Here is a 19,625-nt window from a genome sequence, read left to right on the forward strand (position 1 = left end):
GACGCCAGTACATACGTGGCGCCCTCCCCTAGCCCCTCCCGCAGGCGGGAGGGGAATGCCGATGTCGTGCCCTTCACGCCGCGCACTCCCGTACCACGGTCACGTCGTCGAACGGCAGGACCATGTCGCCGACGATCTGTCCCTGCTCGTGGCCCTTCCCCGCGATCAGCACGATGTCCTCCGGGCCAGCGTCGCACACCGCAGCGCCAATCGCCGCCCGCCGGTCGCCAATTTCCTCAGCCCCGCGCGCACCCTTCAGCACATCGCACCGGATCGCTCGAGCGTCCTCGGTCCGCGGATTATCGTCGGTCACGATGACACGGTCCGCATGCTGCACCGCGACCTGCCCCATCGTCTCGCGCTTGCCCGTATCCCGGTCGCCACCTGCCCCGAACACCACGATCAGTTTCCCGCCAGCATGCGGCTTGAGCGCAGCGATCGCAGCTTCCAGCGCATCGGGAGTATGCGCGTAATCCACGTACACCGGCGCACCCGACTTCGCGATCACTGCGCGTTCGAGCCGCCCGCGCACGGGCTGCAACCGCGCGAGATTGGCGATCGTCGCGGCCACTTCGCCGCCGGTCGCGATTACCAGCCCAGCTGAGACCAAGGCATTCGCTGCCTGATAGGCTCCGATCAGCGGCAAGGTGACCTTGTACGTCTGACCCTCCGCCTCGATCGTCAGCCCCTGCCCCAGCAAGGTCGGATCGCGCCCGACCAGCCGCAACGTCTCGCCCTGCGTACCGACCGTGACCAGCCGGTTGCCACGCTCGCGTGCTAGGTCGATCACCCGCGCCGACTGCGGATCGTCCGCCCACACCACCGCCGCACCGTCCGTCGAAAGCACTTCGGAGAACAACCGGATCTTGGCCGTAAAATACGCCGCCATGTCGCCGTGATAATCGAGATGATCGCGGCTGAGGTTCGTGAACGCCGCAGCGGCCACCTTCAGCCCCTCGGTCCGATACTGTGTCAGCCCGTGGCTAGATGCCTCGAACGCCAGATGCGTCACGCCCTCACGTGCAAGCCCAGCCACGTTCGACAGGAACGTCACAACATCCGGCGTGGTCAGCCCGGTCGTAACCCGCTCGTCGGCCGTCGTCACGCCAAGCGTGCCGATCGAAGCCGCATGAAAACCGGCCATCCGCCACAACTGCCGCGTCATCTCGACGCACGACGTCTTCCCGTTCGTGCCGGTAATCGCCACCGACGTCTCAGGGAACGGCGCGAAGAACTTCGCGGCCAGTTGCGCGAACCGCTCGCGCGGGTTGTCGTCGGTGATGTAGGTGGCACCCTCGACCGTCAGCCCATGTCGCGCCACCACCGCGATCGCGCCCGAGCGGATCGCGTCGTCGATATAGTCCTCGCCATTCACGCGCGCGCCTTCGAACGCGCCGAACACCGTGCCCGGCGCGACCTTGCGGTGATCGATCGCGAACCCCGTCACCTGCGCCTCTTCCGTCCCGTCGGTCAGCGCTGCGAGTTTCATGCAATAGTCCTCATTGCCCGGTCGGCTGTGTACGCGACGGGTCCTGCCACAAAGTCGGCAGGATGTCAGACACGTCGATGTCGCGGTGCGCGTCGGGCACCACGCCCAGAATTGCCCCGACACGCGAGATCGTGCGGCCGACCACCGGCGCGGTATTCCACGCCGCGGTCTTCCATCCGGCGGTTTCCTTGGTCCCGAGCGGCGAATCGAGCATCGCCAGCACGACATAGCGCGGCGCATCCATCGGGAACGCCGCGGCAAACGTCGCCACGTTGCGCGAATGATCGTAGCCGCCGGACACCGCCGCCTCGGCCGTCCCGGTCTTGCCGCCGACGCGGTAGCCCGGCGCATCGCCCTTGCGACCCGTCCCGCGCTGCACGATCAGCCGCAGCATCTGCCGCATCCGCGCGCTGGTCTGCTCGCTGATGACGCGACGACCCGCAACCGCATGACCCGGCGCGACCTTCAGCAGCGTCGCCGGCCGCCAGATCCCACCGTTGACCAACGCGGCATAGGCGCTTGCCAGATGCAGCGGGGTCACCGCGATGCCGTGGCCGTAGGCGGTGGTCATCGTCGTCGTGCGCGCCCAGTATTTCGGCCACAACGGACGGCCCTTCTCGCGCAGTTCGATATCGGGCTTGGTATCGAAGCCCAATTTCTTGAACATCGCCTGCATCTTCGCGGGCCCGACCTCGTCGGCCACGCGTGCGGTGGCGATGTTGGACGAGTAGATCAGCGTCTCGGCCATGTTCAGCCACCGCTTCGGATCGCCGCGCTCGTCGTGGATCGTGAAGCGGCCGACCTGAAGCGGATGCGTCGCGTCGAACCGCCGCGCGAACGATGTGACGACACCCGTATCCATCGCCGTCGCCATCGTGATCGGCTTGAACGTCGAGCCAAGCTCGAACACGCTCTGCGTCGTGATGTTGCGGAGCTGTTCGCTGCCCGACATGCCGACGCGGTTGGGGTTGAACGTCGGCAGCGAGACCATCGCGATCACTTCGCCGGTCGCGACGTCGAGGACGATGCCGCCAGCGCCGCGGGCGGAAAACGTCGTCATCGCGCGGCCGAGTTCGCTTTCCATCGCCGCCTGGACGCGGTTGTCGAGCGACAGCGCGACGGGCGTACCGTTGAGCGCAGGATTGGTCAGCCGCTCGTCGAGCACGCGCTCCATCCCGCTCATGCCGTGACCCGCGGTCGACAGGAAGCCGAGTGCGTGCGCCGCCATCGTCGACTGTGGGTACAGTCGTTGCGTATCGCGGTCGAACACGATCGCGGGCTCACCGATCGCGTTGACCTGCTCGACCAGCGCCGGCGACGCGCGCCGCTGAAGATAGATGAAGCTCTTCCCCGACGTCAGCAGCGCATAATAATGCGCCTGGTCACCCGCTTCGGGCATCAGCGCGGCGAGCTTGCTGGCGATCTCGGTCGGATCGCCGATCAGCTTCTTCGGGTGGACCGCGATCGTCCACGCATCGATCGTCCGCGCGAGCGGCGCGCCGTTGCGATCGACGATGTCGCCGCGCGCCGCGATCGCCGCCGAGCGCGCCTGCGGATCGGCGAGCGACGCCTGCACCGCCAGCATTCCGAGCCGACCGACCACCACCAGCACCGCTGCTCCGAACAGGAACATCAGCATCATCAGGCGCGTGTGCGCCGTCGCCACCAGTGCATGACGCTGGTTGGCGCTACGTTGCTGCGAGACGGGCCGGGCGACCAAGGCGGTCACCGCCGCTTACGGCTCTCGGAGCGGGCGCCGCTCATGATGTCACCCAGCGTCGTGTCGGACAACAGCTTCCGGTCGAGCATCGCCACTGCCTGCGGACGGACCTTCGCGACGGCGGCGAGGCGTTCGGTCTTGGCGGCACGGACAAGTGCGGCCTCGGCGGAGCGCGGCGTCGATACCGACGCGCGGATCACGACCGGCTTCAGCGCGGTCTTGGACGCAGCCTGGATCGCGACGTTCATCGCACGCGGCGCGGTAACCTGCGCCATCTGGACCGGGGCGACGGGCGCAAGCTTCACGACGGGCGGAGCAGCGGTAACCGGGACGATCGAGGTGGAAACGACGGACCCCGCCCCCGACGGCACCAGCAGCGCGGCGGTCTGGACCCCGTCCGCGCGCAGGCTGTTGACGTCGAGCGCCGCAAGCGCGGCCTCGCTCACGACGAACTGCCCCGCGGTCGGGGCCGACAGCGCCAGCGTGTCACCGTTCCAGCGCTCAAGCTGGGCCAGATTGCCCCGCGTGTCGAACTCGGTTTCCAGCGCGCGGATGTCGCGCTGCGCGGAGCGGATCTGACCATTGACCGCCTCCAGCTTCTTGCGCTCGGCGGCGACCTGCAGCGACACGAGGTAGAAACCGAGCACGACGGCCACGCAGCCCCCGAACCAGCCCACACCCTTCATCCGATACGCCGCCGTCATGTCGTCACCTCTTCCGTCCAGGGTTGCGCGGAGGTCCGCCGCGCCGTCCGTAATGTCGCCGAGCGCGCGCGCGGGTTGCGTGCGATCTCGGCCTCGCCGGCGCGAACACCGCGGCCGACATGAGAAAAACTAGGTTCCGCAACGGCTTTCACCTGCGGAAGATGACGCGAACCTGAAGGAGAGCCCCCGGAACGCGTGCGCAGGAAGCGCTTCACCATCCGGTCCTCGAGGCTGTGGAACGTCACGATGGCCAGGCGTCCGCCGGGCTTCAGCACGCGTTCGGCCGCCAGCAATCCGTCGGCTAGCTCGCCCAGTTCACGGTTCACGTGGATCCGGATCGCCTGGAACGCGCGCGTCGCGGGGTCCTTCTTGTCGTGCGCCTTGTAGCCGAGCGCGCGGCGGACGATGTGCGCCAGCTCGCCGGTCCGCGTCAGCGGGCGCGCCGCGACGATCGCGCGGGCGACACGCCGCGACTTGGGCTCGTCGCCATATTGATACAGCACGTCGGCGATCTCGTTCTCGTCCGCCTCGTTGACGAAGTCCGCCGCCGACATGCCGGCCTGCGCCATCCGCATGTCGAGCGGGCCATCCGACTGGAACGAGAAGCCGCGCTCGGCTTGGTCGAGCTGCATCGACGACACGCCGATATCGAGCGTCACGCCGTCCACCGGCGCGAGGCCGCGCGCTTCGAGTTCGGACGCCATTGCCGAGAAGTCCGCGGCGATCAGCGTCAGGCCTTCTTCGGCCTCTTCCATCGCGCGACCATTGGCGATCGCGTCTGGATCGCGGTCGAACGCGACGATCCGCGCGCCCGACTTGAGCAACGCCAGCGTATAGCCGCCCGCACCGAACGTGCCGTCGACCATCGTCTCGCCGAGCTCAGGGGAAAGCGCGGCAAGGACTTCGTCGAGCAGGACGGGAATATGCGGAGCGTCGGGGGAACTCACAGCTGCACCCCCTTCTCGGCCATGTAGAAGCGCGCCATCTCCTTGACGACGGGGGGCATGCCGTCGGTGGCGATCAGCGTCGCGGGGTCCCAGATCTCGATGTAATCGAGCACGCCATAGAAGAACGCATGGCCCTTGATGCCCGCATAGAAGCGCGGGAACGCGGGCATGATGAAGCGACCGGAGCCGTCGAACGGCACCGCTTCGCCGGACGCGGCGGCGCGCTTGATGTTGTAGTCGTACTCGCCGTTCTCGGACGTGTTCTCGGATTCGCGGCGATCGAGGCGCTCGGCGAGAATGTCGACGTAACCGGGATCGTACGCGACCAGGCAGCGATTCTTCTGATGCGCGCCGATGATGATGGTCCCGCCGTCCTTGCCGTTCGCCTTGGGCGCATTTGCCGAGAGCATCGTGCGGAGTGCCGAGGGGATGGCTACCCGGCCCTTGTCGTCGACAAGGCCGATACCGTCTCCTTGATAGCGACCCCGTACCGACACGCCAAAACCCTTCGAACTGGCGCGCACGCTTCACCGCTTCGAAAAGCAGCCATCGCTACGTTTCGAACGCGTTTTCAGCGAACGATGAAAATGCCCCTGTATTAACCTCCATCTACCATAGCGCTTCGGGGACGCAACGGGATTTTTGGGGATTGGACGGATTTCACCGCAATTGCGATGCTCAGTCTGGGGGAATATGCGGGTAGACCGGATGTGAAAGTGCTGACGACTGTTTTGACTACTGGGGATATCCGGGGATGAAGTGCGGAAGCTCCTCAGATGGTCGAAGCCAACGCACGCCAGACGTTACCAAGGGGTAACGCTCTCCCCTCCCTGGAAGAGAGGGGTCGGGGGTGGGTCGGCCCGATCGAGCCACTCGCGTTCAGGTATGCGGAAACCAACCCACCCCCAGCCCCTCCCTTCCAGGGAGGGGAGCAAGAAGGCAGCAATTACTGCGCGGGCGCCTGCGCGTTGGCGCTCGGCGCCACGCCCATTTCCGCGAGCGGCTCGCCCGCTCCGGCGGCTTCGGTAACGTTCGAAACGCCCATGTTCGCCACCACGTCGGCTTGCGCGGTCCCCGCGGTCGCGACCGGCCGCTCGCGATTCGTCGAACCGATAATCGCGCTCGCGAGACCGATCAGCAGCACGACCGCGGCGAGGCCGATCATGCCGACCTTGATGCGCTGCATGGTCTGGGAAGGTTCGTGGGGTAACTTCATCTTGCCCTACCTCGATACCCGACTACCGCGCTTCTGTCGATTCTCGGGAACCATCCCGCTCAGACCAGACCCTTCGCCTGACGCCATTCAGGGTCGTACAGCGTCGAAAGATAGCGGAATCCGGTGTCGCACAGGATCGTCGCGATCCGCTTGCCGGGTCCCAGGTGCTTCGCCAGCGCCACCGCACCGGCGACGTTAATCCCCGACGACAGCCCGAGGCAGAGCCCTTCCTCGTCGAGTAACCGTCGGACCCACGCATACCCCTCCTGATCGGAAATCCGGAACTGCGTATCGATCGGTGCCCCCTCCAGATTGGCGGTGATGCGCCCCTGCCCGATACCCTCCGCGACCGAAGAGCCCTCTGCCCTCAACTCGCCGTGTGCGTAGTAGTTATATAGCGCAGCGCCATGCGGATCGCTGAGCGCGATGCAGACACTTTCGTCCTTCGCCTTGAGCCCGAGCCCGACCCCGGCGATCGTCCCACCGGTGCCCGCCGCGCAGGTGAAGCCGTCGATCCGCCCGTCCATCTGTGCCCAGATCTCCTCTGCGGTCCCGACAATATGCGCACGGCGATTGGCTGTGTTGTCGAACTGGTTCGCCCAGATCGCGCCCGGCGTCTCGTCGGCGATCCGGCGCGAGGTATGGACGAAATGGCATGGCGACGAAAATGCCGCGGCGGGGACCAATACCAGTTCGGCACCTAGAGCCCGCAACGTGTCCATCTTCTCGCGGCTCTGTGTCTCGGGCATGACGATGATCGTCTTGTAGCCTTTGGCGTTCGCTACCAGCGCGAGGCCGATCCCGGTATTGCCCGCGGTGCCCTCGACGATCGTCCCGCCGGGCTGGAGCAGTCCGCGCTGCTCCGCATCCTCGACGATGAACAGCGCTGCGCGATCTTTCACCGACGCGCCGGGGTTCGTGTATTCGCACTTGCCGAAGATATCGCAGCCGGTGGCCTCGCTGGGACCTCTCAGACGAACAAGCGGCGTGTTGCCAATCAGGGCGAGCGTGTCGGGTGTCGTATGCATGCGCGCTATGTGGCGTGGTGCCCCGCCTAGAGCAAGCGAGCGAAAGTTTGCAGGATTAAACGCCGCCAACGCGAACATCCCAAGCGGATGACATGCTTTTCATGTCGTGTTCATTACAACCAATATATGATCTATGTTAGTAAGTTCGAAACTGGCGGGAGCGGGATGATGGAACAGTATCGGCAAGCTCTGGCCTTGTTGTCGAAAGCGTCAGACCTGATGGAAGCGCTCGGCGACACCTTGATCGCCGCGCATATCGCGACTCCGTTGGCAATGGTCGAAGAACGACTTCAGTCGCAGGATGACGTAGCCAAGCAGGACCGTCCGCTGCACGACTGAGCGCGGACATCTTACCCGTCATACATACTGCCCTATTCGCCGCTATGCGATGGTACCGCAAACCATAGCCCTTGACGCTCCATGCTGCATGCGCGAAGCGAGGTCCCGCTATGAAAATCCTCCCCATGACCGCCGTCGCCGCGCTGCTCGTGCTGGCAGCCTGCAACTCCAAGCCCGCCTCGCCAGAGGTGCTGGACAGCAATCCCGATCCGATGGCGAACACGCTCGCCAACGCCGCGCCGGTCGAACTGCCGCCCGCGATCAAGTCCGAGAAGACGCTGCGCTGCAAGGACAACAGCCTGCTCTACGTGACGTTCTTCCAGGGCGACAAGCAAGCCGTGGTCAAGACTAAGAAGGACGGCCCCGCGACGACGTTGAAGTCGGACGTTGCCGGTTCGCCGAAGACCGCCGAGGGCGGCTGGTCGATGACCGGCGACGAATCGAGCGTCACGCTGACCGCACCGGGCAAGTCGGCGCAGATTTGCCACGCGTAAGTTTCTACGTTTACGAATGACGAAACGGCCGGCGGATCATCCGCCGGCCGTTTTTCTTTGCGCTGCACACCCTTGCCCTCACCGCCTTGGACCGGCACGCTAGTCTGATGGCAACCGTTGCGATCTACAGCCTCAAGGGCGGCGTCGGGAAGACGACGCTTTCGGTGAACCTGGCGTGGTGCGCCGCGACATTGTCGGCGCGCCGGACGCTCCTTTGGGATCTGGATCCGCAGGCGGCGTCGACCTGGGTGCTCGGGGGACCCCATGGAGCCGGGGGTAAAGTCGATCAAGCGCAGGCGATGTTTTCGAAGGACGTCGCGGTCGCCAAGCAGGCGCGGCCGACCGCCTACCCGCATCTCGACCTGATCGCGGCGGACGCATCGCTACGCGGGCTCGACCAGCTATTCCACGTGATGGACAAGAAGAAGCGGCTCGCCAGGCTGCTGGCCGAACTCGCCGGCTATGACCGCGTGATCCTCGACTGTCCGCCGGGGCTGACCGAAACCGCGGACCAGGTGATGCGCGCGGCCGATCTTATCGTCATTCCCGTCATTCCCTCGCCGCTGTCGACCCGCGCATACGACGCGGTGGTCCAGCACCTGGGCGGCCGCACGCCGCTGCTGCCGGTCCACGTGATGGTCGACAAGCGTCGTGCGCTGCATGCGGAGGCGCTGGCCCGCCACCCCGACTGGCCGGTCATCCCGATGGCGAGCAACATCGAGTCGATGGCGGTCAAGCGCGCGCCGGTCGGCGTGTTCGCACCGAAGTCCGCCGCGGCGCAGGCGTTTGCGGACCTCTGGCGCCGGATCGAACACCGGCTCACCGCATGAGCGACGTTTTAGACCCTCAACTCGTGCTTGGGGCCTATTCGGTCGGCGTGTTCCCGATGGCGGACAGCCGCGACGCCGCCAGCGTGTACTGGGTCGAGCCGCGCCGTCGCGCGGTCCTGCCGCTCGACGGGTTCCAGCTCTCGCGCTCGCTGAGAAAGACGATCGCCGCGGACCGGTTCCAGGTCACCGTCGACACCGCGTTCGAACGCGTCGTGCAGCTCTGCGCCGAGAGCGTCGAAGGTCGCCCCGAGACGTGGATCAACGACGGCATAGAGCGGGTCTTCCAGACGCTGCATGCGATGGGGTTCGCGCATTCGGTCGAATGCTGGGACGGCGGCAAGCTGGTCGGTGGGCTCTACGGCCTGTCGCTCGGCCGCGCATTCTTCGGCGAAAGCATGGTCAGCCGCGCCACCGACGCCTCGAAGGTCGCGCTCGCGCACCTCGTCGCGCGGCTGCGGACCGGCGGGTTCACGCTGCTCGACTGCCAGTTCCAGACCTCGCATCTCGCCTCGCTCGGCGCGATCGAGATCGAGCGCGCGGATTACGTCGCGTTGCTAGGCGCGGCACTCGAGGGTGCGCTCAAGCCATCCTCCGGCGCCGGGGCATCCTTCGCAGCCGGCGATTTCCGCGCGCTCGATCGCTTGGCCGGCAAGGCTTCGGCGGGCGGCGCGGTATCGGGGCCGGTCTCCGGGAAGGTCATCGCGCAGCTCTTGGTCCAGACGTCGTAGACCGGATGCTGGACCGCGTTCAGCGCGGGGCGTTCCTTGTACAGCCATCCGGAGAAGGTCCGGCGCCAATGCGCGTCTACGCCGCGCACCAGCACCTGTACGAACGCGCCGGTCAGTTGCTCCTGCTCCCACGGCGCAGTCTGTTCGCACGCACGCAATCGCAGCACGACGTCGCCCATGCGCGTCGCCTGGCCGGGCTTGAGGCGCACTTCGCGGGTTTCGCCATTACGCTTGTTGAGCAGGCCTAGCACCGCGACACGCTGCGCCATCGGTGTGCCGCCATTGGCGATCGCCGCAGCACCGGTATCGATCGTCTCGATCGAGGAATTGCCTTGCTCGTCAGCGCCCGGCAGGTCCTGCTGGACCGCGGTAACTTTCGTCGCGGGCGTGGTGAGGGCGCGATATCCGAACCAGCCGCCGACCGCCAACGCCACGACCAACCCGGCCGCGGCGAGCCAGCGCATGATCACCCTTCGGGCGTCCAGGCTTCGTAATCGCCCGTCGCGGCGGCGCGGTGGCCACCCTTTTCGAGCGCACCGGCAGGACGATAGGCGAGCGCGGTACCGGTCATGTTCGGCACGGCGGGCTTCTGCCAGGCACGGATCGGCGGCAATGCGCGATCGGGTACGTCGTCGACCTGGTGATGCAGCCAGCTGAACCACGCCGGCGGCACGCGGCTCGCGTCGGTCGCGCCCTGGTAGATCACCCAGCGGCGCGGGTTGCCGGCGGTGTCCTTGCCGCCTTCGTAATAGACGTTGCCGAGCGCGTCCTCGCCCTTCTTCGCCATGCTGCGCAAGCCGAATTTGGTGCCGAGGGTGGCGCCGTTCCACCACGTGAAAGTCGATGCGAGAAAGCCCATGACTGGCGCTTACCGCGAGTGGGGGCGGGCTTCAACCTTGATGATGGGGAAGGCGTCGCGCGACCCTTTAAACGATCCTTACCCTGGCGGGGGACGATCGTGGAGTTCGCCGTTTTTACGCTTCTGCCTACAACGGTTCCGCTTCCTTGTTCTCCCGCGAAGGCGGGAGCTCAGTCTGGGTCCCCGCCTTCGCGGGGAAACACGTGGCTGGAATCGTCGCCTAGTCAGATGTCCCACCCCGGCGGAGGCCGGGGCCCAATTGGGTAACGTCGCTAACGAAGCGCTGTCCGACATTACAGCGACCTTCCCAATTGGGCCCCGGCCTTCGCCGGGGTGGTGCCATTGGTCGAACGGTTCGCGCGCCTACTTCGCGCTCTTGTCCCACGTCACCAGATCACCCTCGGCAATCCCCAGTTCCGAAGCGCGGCCGCCCAACAGCTCCAGCACGGCCCCCACCGGCTCCCCTGACGGGATCGGCGCTTCGGAAAACGGCACCGCATTCTCGGCGATCCTCGCGATCGTCCCGTCCGCACGGATGTAGATGATATCCAGTGAGCTCGGCGTGTTCTTCATCCAGAAGTTCGCCACCACCGGCTCGCCACCCTTGGCGGGATACGGCCAGAACAGCATACCGCCGTCGGGCTTCAGGTCGGTGCGGAACATAAGGCCCCGCGCCTGGTCGGCCTCCGTCTTCGCGCTCTCGACCTTGAACGCATGCGTCCCGTTCGCACTCTTGATCGTCAGCGGCAGCATAGCGACCGCGGCCACGTCCGAGTCCGCGCGGCTATTCATGTACGCGACACCCCCGGCGCCGACGCCCAGCGCCAGCACCGCGGCCAACACGGCCTTCGTAACGAACATCATCCCAGATCCTCTTCGACCGCGACGGCAAGCGGCCCCTTACGTCCTTCGACCACGCGCGCGCGGAGCGGCTGGTCGGGCTCGACCGTCTCGATCCCGGCGCGGCGCAGCGTTTCCATGTGGATGAAGATGTCGCTGCCATCGGCACCCCGTACCAGAAAGCCATAGCCCTTCAACCGGTTGAACCACTTCACCGACGCTGCCTCGAACGGCCCCGCCGCGTCGATCATCGCGATCGGATCGATTCGATCGGGCGAAATCGGCGCCCGAACCTGCTCCTCGACCGCGTTGGTCAGATCGATCGAGAGGATCTCACGCGCCTGGAACCCGCGACCGCGTTGGACCGACAGCGTCTCGACGCGCGCACCCTCGGGGAGGCTACGGCGGCCATGCGCCTGCAGGACGGAAAAGTGCACGAGGATATCGCCGACGGTCTCGTCGTCCGCCACCGCGAAGCCAAAACCGCGCGTGACGTCGAACCATTTGATGACGCCGCCGATCGCGCGCGTTTCGGCCGCGCCGACACCCTCGCCGACACCCCCGAGCGTCGTCGTTCCCGCTTCCACTGGCCCCACCTCTACCGGCATGTCAGCACCTGCTGCGTGTCGTTACGCATTGTTACACCCCTGGACGCCTTGCTAGCACGGTTCGTCGCAGTCGCAATGAATCCGTTGCGACGGTCAGTCGAAATCCATCGATTCGGGGCTGTCGGACGGCGGTGCAGCAACAATTTTGCGTGCAAGATCGAACCGGTGCCCCGCCCGCAGCATCGCCGCGAGCTGTTTTTCATGAAGTTTGCGGTCGCCGTCCCCCGTGCCGTAGGGGCCGATTCGCTTGCGTCGTGCGAAGGCAAGTGCCGATTCGACGGCGCGGTCGGCGATCGCGGGCGCGACCGACTCCGCATCGCCCTCATCGATACCGGCCTCGCGGAACGCGCCCGCGACTCGGCGAGCGCCCAGCCCGCGTCGCTGCATCGCAGCAGCGCGTTGCTCGGCAAAGGCCCGGTCATCGACATAGCCGAGATCGGCCATCCGCTGCGCCAGTTCGCCAGGCTCGGCCAGCGCCGCGCTGGTGCCCCCGTCCCAGCCGCGTTCACGGATTTTCCGCATCAGGTAATCGGTCAGGCGGCCCCGCGTGGTCGCGAACCGCTCGACATAGCGGAGGGCCATCTGTTCCAGCGCCGCGGCATCGAGCGGTTTCGGCGCAGGACGCTCGCGCGCCCGCTCCTTGCCGCCGCCCTTCCCGCCGCCTCTGCCCCAGCTCTTGCCGCCGCGCCGCTTCGTGCCGCCGCTATCGTCGAACGCGCCGTTTTCCTGGTCGCCGGCATCCAGCGACGGGGGAAACGCGTTGCTTTCGCTGTGGCTATCATTGGTCACGCCATCATTGTGCCACACTGGCACCCGAAGTTGAACGGCTAGACTGAAGATAGGCGGGGTGTGTTCGAGCGCCGCGACGAACCAAGGAACTGCGATGACGACCGACACGGCTAACAAGGACGGCATGACCGTAGCGTCAATCGTTGCGACGCCGACCCAAGACGCCCTGCCGCGCCGTTTCGCCGATTTCGGTACCTTGGGCGAAGCGCTCGATTACGCAGCCAGCGGTAACCGCGGGCTTAACTTCCACGACGCTCGCGGCACTTTGTCCCAGCCCTACCCCTATTCGCAACTCCGGGACGACGCGCGTGCGATGGCGGACCGCCTGATCGCCGCCGGCGTCGCGCCTGCCGATCGCATCGCGCTGGTCGCGGAGACCGGCCCCGAGTTCGCGGCGCTGTTCTTCGGCGTCGTCTATGCCGGCGCATGGCCCGTGCCGCTACCGCTGCCGACCTCGTTCGGCGGTCGGGATTCGTACATCGAACAGCTCCGCGTCCAGCTTGCGAGCTGCGACCCGAAGATGCTGATCTTCCCGCCCGAGCTCGCGCAGATGGCGGGCGAGGCTGCCCGCCTGTCGGGTACCGTCGGCATCGACTGGTCCGAGTTCGCGACGCGCGAGGCACCGGTCGCGACGCTGCCCGAGGCAAAACCCGACGACATCGCGTATCTGCAATATTCGAGCGGCTCGACGCGCTTCCCGCATGGTGTCGTCATCACGCATGCCGCGCTTCTGAACAACCTCGCAGCGCATAGCCACGGCATGGAAGTCTGCGACACCGATCGCTGCGCTTCCTGGCTGCCCTGGTATCACGACATGGGGCTGGTCGGCTGCTTCCTGTCGCCGATCGCCAACCAGGTCTCGACCGACTACCTCAAGACCGAGGATTTCGCGCGCCGTCCGCTCGCGTGGCTCGATCTCATCAGCCGGAACGAAGGCACGACGCTCAGCTATTCGCCGACCTTCGGCTACGATATCTGCGCTCGCCGCATGTCGAGCCAGACCAAGGCGAGCGATCGGTTTGACCTGTCGCGCTGGCGCGTGGCGGGCAATGGCGCCGACATGATCCGTCCCGACGTGATGCAGTCGTTCGTCGACGCGTTCGCCGATGCCGGCTTCAAGGCGAGTGCGTTCCTGCCGAGCTACGGCTTGGCCGAGGCGACGCTCGCGGTCTCGCTGATGCCGCCGGGCGAAGGCATCCGCGTCGAACTGGTCGAGGAAACGCAGCTTTCGGGTGGCTCGCGCGGCGGTGACCGTCCCCAGCGCTACCGGGCGATCGTCAACTGCGGCAAGCCGGTCCGCGACATGCGAATCGAAATCCGCGAAGAGGACGGCACGCCCCTCCCCGATCGCGCGATCGGCAAGGTCTGGTGCAGCGGCAAGTCGGTGATGGTCGGCTATTTCCGCGACGATGCGGCGACCGAGGCGTGCATGGCCGACGGTTGGCTCGATACCGGCGACATGGGCTATATGTCGGACGGCTACATCTACATCGTCGGCCGCGCCAAGGACATGATCATCGTCAACGGCAAGAACCATTGGCCGCAGGACATCGAGTGGGCGGTGGAGCAGCTCCCCGGCTTCAAGGCCGGCGACATCGCCGCGTTCGCGATCACGACGCCCGGCGGCGAGGAAACCCCCGCCGTGCTGGTCCAGTGCCGGAGCTCGGACGAAGCCGAACGCCTGCGCCTGCGCGACGAGATCCGCGAGCGCGTGCGGTCGGTGACGGGCATGAACTGCCTGATCGAACTGATCCCGCCGCGCACCCTGCCGCGCACCTCGTCGGGCAAGCTCAGCCGGGCCAAGGCGCGCAACCTGTACCTCAGCGGCGATATCAAGCCGTACGACATCGCAGCCTGAGACCGCCCTGCCTGAGACCGGCGGCGGGTCACGCGGCCACCGCTGACACGCGAATGAAACTATGCAAGGACGTCCACGACGGCGTGGATTGATCCAGATCGAACTAAATTACAGTCACGCTGGTCGATAAGAACGATCTGATAACCAAGCGGACCTATGACCGACGCCGTGAGCCCTGCACCGCCTTCTCCGTCACGCCGCGTGGCCGTCGATCTCTTCAGATTGATGGGGCTTCGCGGTGGCGGGGCGGACCATGTCGAATGGAGCCGCATCCGTGCCGCGCAGTTGTTCGCCGGGCGCAAGATGGCACTGGTCCTGCTCTCGACCAATCTGGCGGCGGTACTGGCGACCGGGTTCCTGGTCAGCGCGACCGTCCCTGCGTGGCAGGTCACGACATGGTCCGCGTTGCTCGTCGCGATCGCCGTCGCGGTCGCGTTCCGGCGTCTCGCCGTTCCGCACACTGGTGAAAGCCAGGCGAGCGTCCACGACCTGCGCAAGACCGGGTGGGAGGGCCTGGCGCTTGGCCTCGGCTGGTCGTGCGTACCGATCCTGTTCTGTACGCATGCTCCCTCGGGCACGACCGCCGGGCTTGGCATCACGCTGACGCTATTGATGACGGCCGCGGCATTCGTGATGGCGCCGCTGACGCTCGCGACGCTGATCTTCCTTGGATATCTCGGCGCGTCGATGGTCATCCAGTTGCTGATCGCCGGGACGACGTCGGCAGCGATCGGGATCCTGGGCTTCACGCTGGTGCTGATGGCGGGATGCGTCAGCCGTGCCCGCGCCCTCGTCCTGATCCGCGCCAACGAGATCGCTTTGAACGAACGCGACGAGACCGTGAGTCTGCTCCTTCGCGAGTTCGAGGATACCGGCGCTGACTGGCTGTGGGAGACCGACGCGATGCGGCGAATCGTTCGCGCGTCGTCGCGGTTCGCGGTCGCGTGCGGGCTCGATCCCGGTGAGATCGACGGGATGCCGTTGCTGCAATTGCTGGCCGGCCCGAGCTGGGACAGTGGGGAGTTCGCACCAGAACTGCGGACGCTTGCCGAGAAATTGCGCCGTCGCGACAGCTTTCGCGATGTCCGCCTGCCGGTGACGATCAACGGTGACCTGCGATGGTGGGAAATCGCCGCCTCCCCCCGGTTCGGAGACGATGGCGAATTCTACGGATTTCGCGGCGTCACGTCGGACATCACCGAGCTGCGCGCGTCGGAAGACCGTATCAACCGGATGGCGCGGTTCGACGTACTGACCGGGCTGCCCAACCGGCTGATGATCAACGAGACACTCGTCAGGACGATGGCCGAAGCCGACAGCTGGGGTGGCCGCTACGCGTTCATGATGCTCGATCTCGATCGGTTCAAGGCGGTCAACGATACGCTCGGCCATCCGATCGGCGATCGCCTGCTCGGCTGCGTGTCCGAACGGCTCGAGGGCTTGATGGGGGACGGCAGCCTGTGCGGGCGGCTCGGCGGCGACGAGTTCGCGGTCATCGTGCGGGGCGCGAGCGACGCTGGAGCGATCGACGACCTTGCGCGACAGATCATTGAGACGCTGTCGCGACCCTATGAGATCGACGCGCACACGCTGTATATCGGTGCCAGCGTCGGCATCGCGATCGGCCCGCGCGACGGCCGCACCGCGGAAATGCTCGTCCGCTCCGCCGACCTCGCGCTCTACCGTGCCAAGGACGCCGGCCGCGGGGTGTACCGCACCTACGAGCCGGAGCTGCACGTGAAGGCGGAGGAGCGGCGTGTCCTCGAAATGGCGCTTCGCACCGCGCTCGAGAATGGCGAAATGCACCTCGACTACCAGCCGGTCGTCGATGCTCGCGGCGAGACGCTGGTCGCGTTCGAAGCCCTGCTGCGCTGGACCAGTCCACGCTTCGGTATCATCGCGCCCGAAAAGTTCATTCCGCTTGCCGAGGACGCGCGCCTGATCGCGCCGATCGGGGCGTGGGCGCTGAGGACGGCGTGCGAAGAGGTTGCGAAATGGCCGTCCGACATTCGCGTTGCGGTCAACGTGTCCGCCGACCAGCTCCAGAATCCCAATTTCGTGACGACGGTCACCTCCGCGCTGGCGAACACCGGCCTGTCCGCGGATCGCCTCGAACTCGAGGTTACCGAGAGCGTATTCCTGACCGAGGCGTTGGGCGCGACCAAGGTCCTGGAGCGACTGCTCGACATGGGCGTGCGGCTTAGTCTCGATGATTTTGGCGTCGGCCATTCCTCGCTCGGTTATCTCAGCCGTACGCGGTTCTCGTCTATCAAGATCGACCGAAGCTTCGTCCGCGACGCCGCCGCCGGGACGCGGGAAGCGGTTGCGATCGTCCACGCTGTGATCGCGCTCGCCCGGAGCCTCGACATCGACACGACCGCGGAGGGCGTCGAAACCGAAGCCGAGCACCGCATGGCGCAGGCGTTCGGTTGCACCAACGTCCAGGGTTTCTATTTCGGCCGCCCGATGCCCGTCGAACAGGCGCGCGCGCTGGCACATGGTCGCTGGAAAGCATCGGCCGCCGCCTAGGCAACCGATGTGCGCCTCGACGGGCAGTTACCGGGTCGGTCGGCGGTCGCGTCCGGCGAAGCTGACGAGGCTTTCCGCGCCCGTCGCCGACAAAGCGGACACGCCGACGAAATTGTCGTCCACCGGCACCTGCGTCAGGACCGTGCCAGTCCCGGTAACGTCGCGTGTCTCCGCCCAGCTCTGCGCATCGTTGCGACGCCACCGCACGCGGTAGCCCGCAGCGCCCGGTACCGCAGTCCACTTTACCGTCGTATCGCGGGACAATGCCCCGGCGATCGACACGTCTTCAGGGGCCGCGGGGGCGCTGGCAATCCGCGACAACGTCGCGACGTTGATCGCGGTCACCTTGGCGAGATACGGAAAGTCCATGCCCTCGATCGTGTCGCCGTAGACCACGCCCTTTTCGGTGCGCAGGTCCTGATGCTGGCGATCCCAGTTCTCGGCTGCGACCGAGAACCGCACCGCGGGGTAGCCGAGCTTCAGGAACGGCTCGTGATCGCCGCCACGGCCGAACCGGTCCGGCCGGCGATCGATCATCACGTCGAGGCCGCCGGGAATGTCGCGCGCGATACCGTCGATCGCCTTGGCTAGCGCACGGCTGGGGCCGTCATCCTCGCCGCCCTCGGCGCGGCGGCCCTGCTGGGCGACCAGATCCTCGGATGCGCGAATGCCTTCGGAGAACACCCGGACCTTGTCGGCGACGCGTACGCCGCCCTGCCCGACCGTGTTGCCGACGATATCGTTGTTGAGCATCGCCGAGACCTGCCAGCCGCGCGCCTTGGCGGTATCGGCGAGCAGTTCGGCGCCCCACAGGCCCTGCTCCTCTCCCGAAAACACAGCGTAGACGATCGTCGCGTCGAACTGGCGTTGCGACAACAGCCGTGCGGCCTCCAGCACCAGTGCGACGCCCGACGCATTGTCGTTCGCGCCGGGCGCGTCGGAGGTGACGTTCATCACGTCAGTCACGCGGCTATCGATATGCGCGCCGACGATCACCACTCGGTTCGGATCGCGGCCCTTCTGAATCCCGAGCACATCCTCGACCACCACGCCGGTCGGTGCGCGTGGTCCGGTGAAGCGGCGCGAGATGCGATCGACAGTGATGCAACCGCCACACGTCGCCGCAATTTCCTGGAACCGGCTCGCGGCCCAGTTTCGGGCGGCACCGATACCGCGTTTCGGGTCGGTGGTGATCGACGCAGTGTGACGCGTACCGAAGCCAACCATCGCGGTGACGTCCGCCTTCAGGCGAACCGAAGACGGAGCAGGGTAAGGGGCGGCGGCGGCAAGTAGCAGCGGGACGGCAAAAATAGGCATGAGCCGATCGTGGCCCGATCTCGCGCCACGCTCAAGAGGGTAGCGTCACAATCGTTCCCGGCGGGCAATTTTGTGTGCCGACAAGATGTTATGCAAAATGGACCGATCAAATGTTTGAGACTTTTTAAGCCAACCGCTATTATATGATCAAGAGCGCGAGGACCTAAGATGATCATTGGCCATTCTGTTTCAGACGGCGACGGCGTTATCCTCGCGATAGACGAACCGGTCGCGGCGGTGCTGCAACGCACGCAGAAACAGCTTGTGGGCCTTTCCTACCTTTCGATAACGCACCCCGACGACGTCGCGCGTAACCTGAGCCACGTTGCGGCATTGCAACCCAATGGCAATTCAGCCCGAATCCGGAAACGTTACATCGGCGGCGAAGGCGATATCATCACGCTGGAAGTCCAGGTTTCGCGACTGGGCAACGGCAAGCCGGGTAGACTAATCGGCACCCTGTGCACCGCTCCTACGCTCGCCGACACAATCAGTGGCGATGCCATGCCGCATCATCTTTGGCGCCGGGCCAAGGACTTGCTGGGAATTATCCGTGCGCGCGACGCGGTACTCGGGTCCGATCTTTTCGCCGATCATGCGTGGACGACGCTGCTGATCGTGTACGTCGCAGAAGCCGAGAGCCGAATCGCAAGCGTCGACATGGTTGCCGACCAGCTACGCCTGTCACGGTCGACGCTCGGTCGCTGGATTCGCGTGCTCCAGGCAAAGTCGCTCATTGAACCGCCAGACAGCAATCTCGATGCGTTGCAACTCACGCAGACTGGCATCAACAGCGTGGAGCGCCTGCTGGCCACGCATTCGGCAATGGCTGTCAGTTGAGGTACGCCCCACTCAACTGAGCCGGTCGATTGCCTCGCGCGTGAGCGATCCGGGAATGATCATGACCGGCACCGGCAGCGAACCCGCGTCGGTCCCCGCGAAATGCGCGATCAGTTCGCCTGGAGCACCAGTCGCCGCGGCGCCGAGGACCAGCGCCGCGATATCGGGATTTGCCGCGATCATTTCGCGGATGATCTTGGCGCTTTCCCCCTCGCGCACCGTGATCGACGGACGCAAGCCGGACTCCTCAAGCAACGTACCCGCAGCCCCCGCTACCAACCCCTCGGCATGCAGGCGCGCTTCTTCCTCGATCGTCGCTTGGACGCCGCCGAACGCGATGAACTCCTGCGGCGGGATCACCGTGAGGATCTCGACCCCACCGCCGGTCTTCACCGCACGCCGGGCCGCGAAACGCAACGCGATCCCAGCTTCCGGACTGTCGTCGATAACCACCAGATAAATGCGCATTTTTGCCCCCGTTATCGCCGGT

At 66.0% G+C, this 19,625-nt stretch carries 20 protein-coding genes and 1 pseudogene; 7 read left to right on the plus strand and 14 right to left on the minus strand.

Features of this window, described 5'->3' with window-relative positions:
• Nucleotides 1–73 precede the first annotated feature (73 nt).
• The 7 genes from J4O76_RS06650 to J4O76_RS06680 all read right to left on the minus strand — a co-directional run bounded on the left by J4O76_RS06650 (nt 74) and on the right by J4O76_RS06680 (nt 7,104).
• Complete coding sequence (locus J4O76_RS06650) at nt 74–1,489, minus strand: UDP-N-acetylmuramoyl-L-alanyl-D-glutamate--2,6-diaminopimelate ligase (protein ID WP_426280962.1); 1,416 nt, start codon at nt 1,487–1,489, stop codon at nt 74–76.
• A gap of 10 nt (nt 1,490–1,499) precedes the next feature.
• Complete coding sequence (locus tag J4O76_RS06655; protein ID WP_056486659.1) at nt 1,500–3,218, minus strand: peptidoglycan D,D-transpeptidase FtsI family protein; 1,719 nt, start codon at nt 3,216–3,218, stop codon at nt 1,500–1,502.
• On the minus strand, nt 3,215–3,913 hold the full coding sequence (locus J4O76_RS06660; RefSeq protein WP_277982332.1) for a hypothetical protein: 699 nt from the start codon (nt 3,911–3,913) through the stop codon (nt 3,215–3,217). The genes J4O76_RS06655 and J4O76_RS06660 overlap by 4 nt, the downstream gene beginning before the upstream one ends.
• Entirely contained in the window at nt 3,910–4,860 is a 951-nt protein-coding gene (gene rsmH / locus J4O76_RS06665; protein ID WP_426280965.1) for a 16S rRNA (cytosine(1402)-N(4))-methyltransferase RsmH, read from the minus strand. Before rsmH ends, J4O76_RS06660 begins: the two co-directional genes overlap by 4 nt.
• A complete protein-coding gene (locus tag J4O76_RS06670) occupies nt 4,857–5,384 on the minus strand; it encodes a division/cell wall cluster transcriptional repressor MraZ (RefSeq protein ID WP_243643328.1) in 528 nt (175 codons plus the stop codon). The genes rsmH and J4O76_RS06670 overlap by 4 nt, the downstream gene beginning before the upstream one ends.
• Before the next feature lie 422 nt (nt 5,385–5,806).
• On the minus strand, nt 5,807–6,076 hold the full coding sequence (locus J4O76_RS06675) for a hypothetical protein (RefSeq protein ID WP_244655382.1): 270 nt from the start codon (nt 6,074–6,076) through the stop codon (nt 5,807–5,809).
• 59 nt (nt 6,077–6,135) lie between these two features.
• Entirely contained in the window at nt 6,136–7,104 is a 969-nt protein-coding gene (locus tag J4O76_RS06680; RefSeq protein ID WP_426280966.1) for a cysteine synthase A, read from the minus strand.
• A gap of 126 nt (nt 7,105–7,230) precedes the next feature.
• Here J4O76_RS06680 and J4O76_RS06685 point away from each other — a divergent pair, with 126 nt between their 5' ends.
• From J4O76_RS06685 to aat, 4 genes are all read left to right on the plus strand, one after another.
• Nucleotides 7,231–7,443: a hypothetical protein gene (locus J4O76_RS06685; protein ID WP_426280967.1), complete on the plus strand. Its 213-nt coding sequence runs from the start codon at nt 7,231–7,233 to the stop codon at nt 7,441–7,443.
• 125 nt (nt 7,444–7,568) lie between these two features.
• The gene (locus J4O76_RS06690; protein WP_426280968.1) at nt 7,569–7,937 is read left to right on the plus strand and encodes a hypothetical protein; all 369 of its coding nucleotides are present in this window, start codon (nt 7,569–7,571) and stop codon (nt 7,935–7,937) included.
• 107 nt (nt 7,938–8,044) lie between these two features.
• Nucleotides 8,045–8,767, plus strand: a complete 723-nt coding sequence (locus J4O76_RS06695) for a ParA family protein (protein ID WP_426280970.1) — start codon at nt 8,045–8,047, stop codon at nt 8,765–8,767.
• Complete coding sequence (aat, locus tag J4O76_RS06700; RefSeq protein WP_426280971.1) at nt 8,764–9,495, plus strand: leucyl/phenylalanyl-tRNA--protein transferase; 732 nt, start codon at nt 8,764–8,766, stop codon at nt 9,493–9,495. The genes J4O76_RS06695 and aat overlap by 4 nt, the downstream gene beginning before the upstream one ends.
• A gap of 35 nt (nt 9,496–9,530) precedes the next feature.
• On the opposite strand, the pseudogene J4O76_RS06705 reads toward aat, so the two are convergent.
• The 5 genes and pseudogenes from J4O76_RS06705 to J4O76_RS06725 all read right to left on the minus strand — a co-directional run.
• Nucleotides 9,531–9,959: pseudogene (locus J4O76_RS06705) on the minus strand (DUF2155 domain-containing protein); the annotation flags it as partial.
• A gap of 2 nt (nt 9,960–9,961) precedes the next feature.
• On the minus strand, nt 9,962–10,354 hold the full coding sequence (locus J4O76_RS06710) for an NADH:ubiquinone oxidoreductase subunit NDUFA12 (RefSeq protein ID WP_056060269.1): 393 nt from the start codon (nt 10,352–10,354) through the stop codon (nt 9,962–9,964).
• A gap of 363 nt (nt 10,355–10,717) precedes the next feature.
• Complete coding sequence (locus J4O76_RS06715) at nt 10,718–11,215, minus strand: DUF192 domain-containing protein (RefSeq protein WP_426281112.1); 498 nt, start codon at nt 11,213–11,215, stop codon at nt 10,718–10,720.
• Nucleotides 11,215–11,802 (minus strand): cold-shock protein, encoded by a 588-nt coding sequence (locus tag J4O76_RS06720; protein WP_426280973.1) that lies wholly within the window; start codon nt 11,800–11,802, stop codon nt 11,215–11,217. The genes J4O76_RS06715 and J4O76_RS06720 overlap by 1 nt, the downstream gene beginning before the upstream one ends.
• A gap of 93 nt (nt 11,803–11,895) precedes the next feature.
• Nucleotides 11,896–12,591, minus strand: a complete 696-nt coding sequence (locus J4O76_RS06725) for a regulatory protein RecX (protein ID WP_426280975.1) — start codon at nt 12,589–12,591, stop codon at nt 11,896–11,898.
• A gap of 94 nt (nt 12,592–12,685) precedes the next feature.
• Here J4O76_RS06725 and J4O76_RS06730 point away from each other — a divergent pair, with 94 nt between their 5' ends.
• Entirely contained in the window at nt 12,686–14,449 is a 1,764-nt protein-coding gene (locus J4O76_RS06730; protein ID WP_426280976.1) for a fatty acyl-AMP ligase, read from the plus strand.
• A gap of 201 nt (nt 14,450–14,650) precedes the next feature.
• Entirely contained in the window at nt 14,651–16,978 is a 2,328-nt protein-coding gene (locus J4O76_RS06735; RefSeq protein ID WP_426280977.1) for an EAL domain-containing protein, read from the plus strand.
• A gap of 27 nt (nt 16,979–17,005) precedes the next feature.
• On the opposite strand, the gene J4O76_RS06740 is transcribed toward J4O76_RS06735, so the two are convergent.
• Nucleotides 17,006–18,295, minus strand: a complete 1,290-nt coding sequence (locus tag J4O76_RS06740; RefSeq protein ID WP_426280978.1) for a M20/M25/M40 family metallo-hydrolase — start codon at nt 18,293–18,295, stop codon at nt 17,006–17,008.
• Between the two features lie 168 nt (nt 18,296–18,463).
• Here J4O76_RS06740 and J4O76_RS06745 point away from each other — a divergent pair, with 168 nt between their 5' ends.
• Nucleotides 18,464–19,135, plus strand: coding sequence for a PAS domain-containing protein (locus tag J4O76_RS06745; RefSeq protein WP_136189454.1), 672 nt, complete (start codon nt 18,464–18,466; stop codon nt 19,133–19,135).
• 12 nt (nt 19,136–19,147) lie between these two features.
• Here J4O76_RS06745 and J4O76_RS06750 read toward each other — a convergent pair whose 3' ends face one another.
• Nucleotides 19,148–19,603 carry a universal stress protein gene (locus J4O76_RS06750; protein WP_056060288.1) on the minus strand — a complete coding sequence of 152 codons (456 nt, stop codon included), beginning with the start codon at nt 19,601–19,603 and terminating at the stop codon, nt 19,148–19,150.
• Nucleotides 19,604–19,625: the final 22 nt, after the last annotated feature.

It is taken from the genome of Sphingomonas sp. NFX23 (genome assembly GCF_049887795.1).
Classification (GTDB): domain Bacteria; phylum Pseudomonadota; class Alphaproteobacteria; order Sphingomonadales; family Sphingomonadaceae; genus Sphingomonas.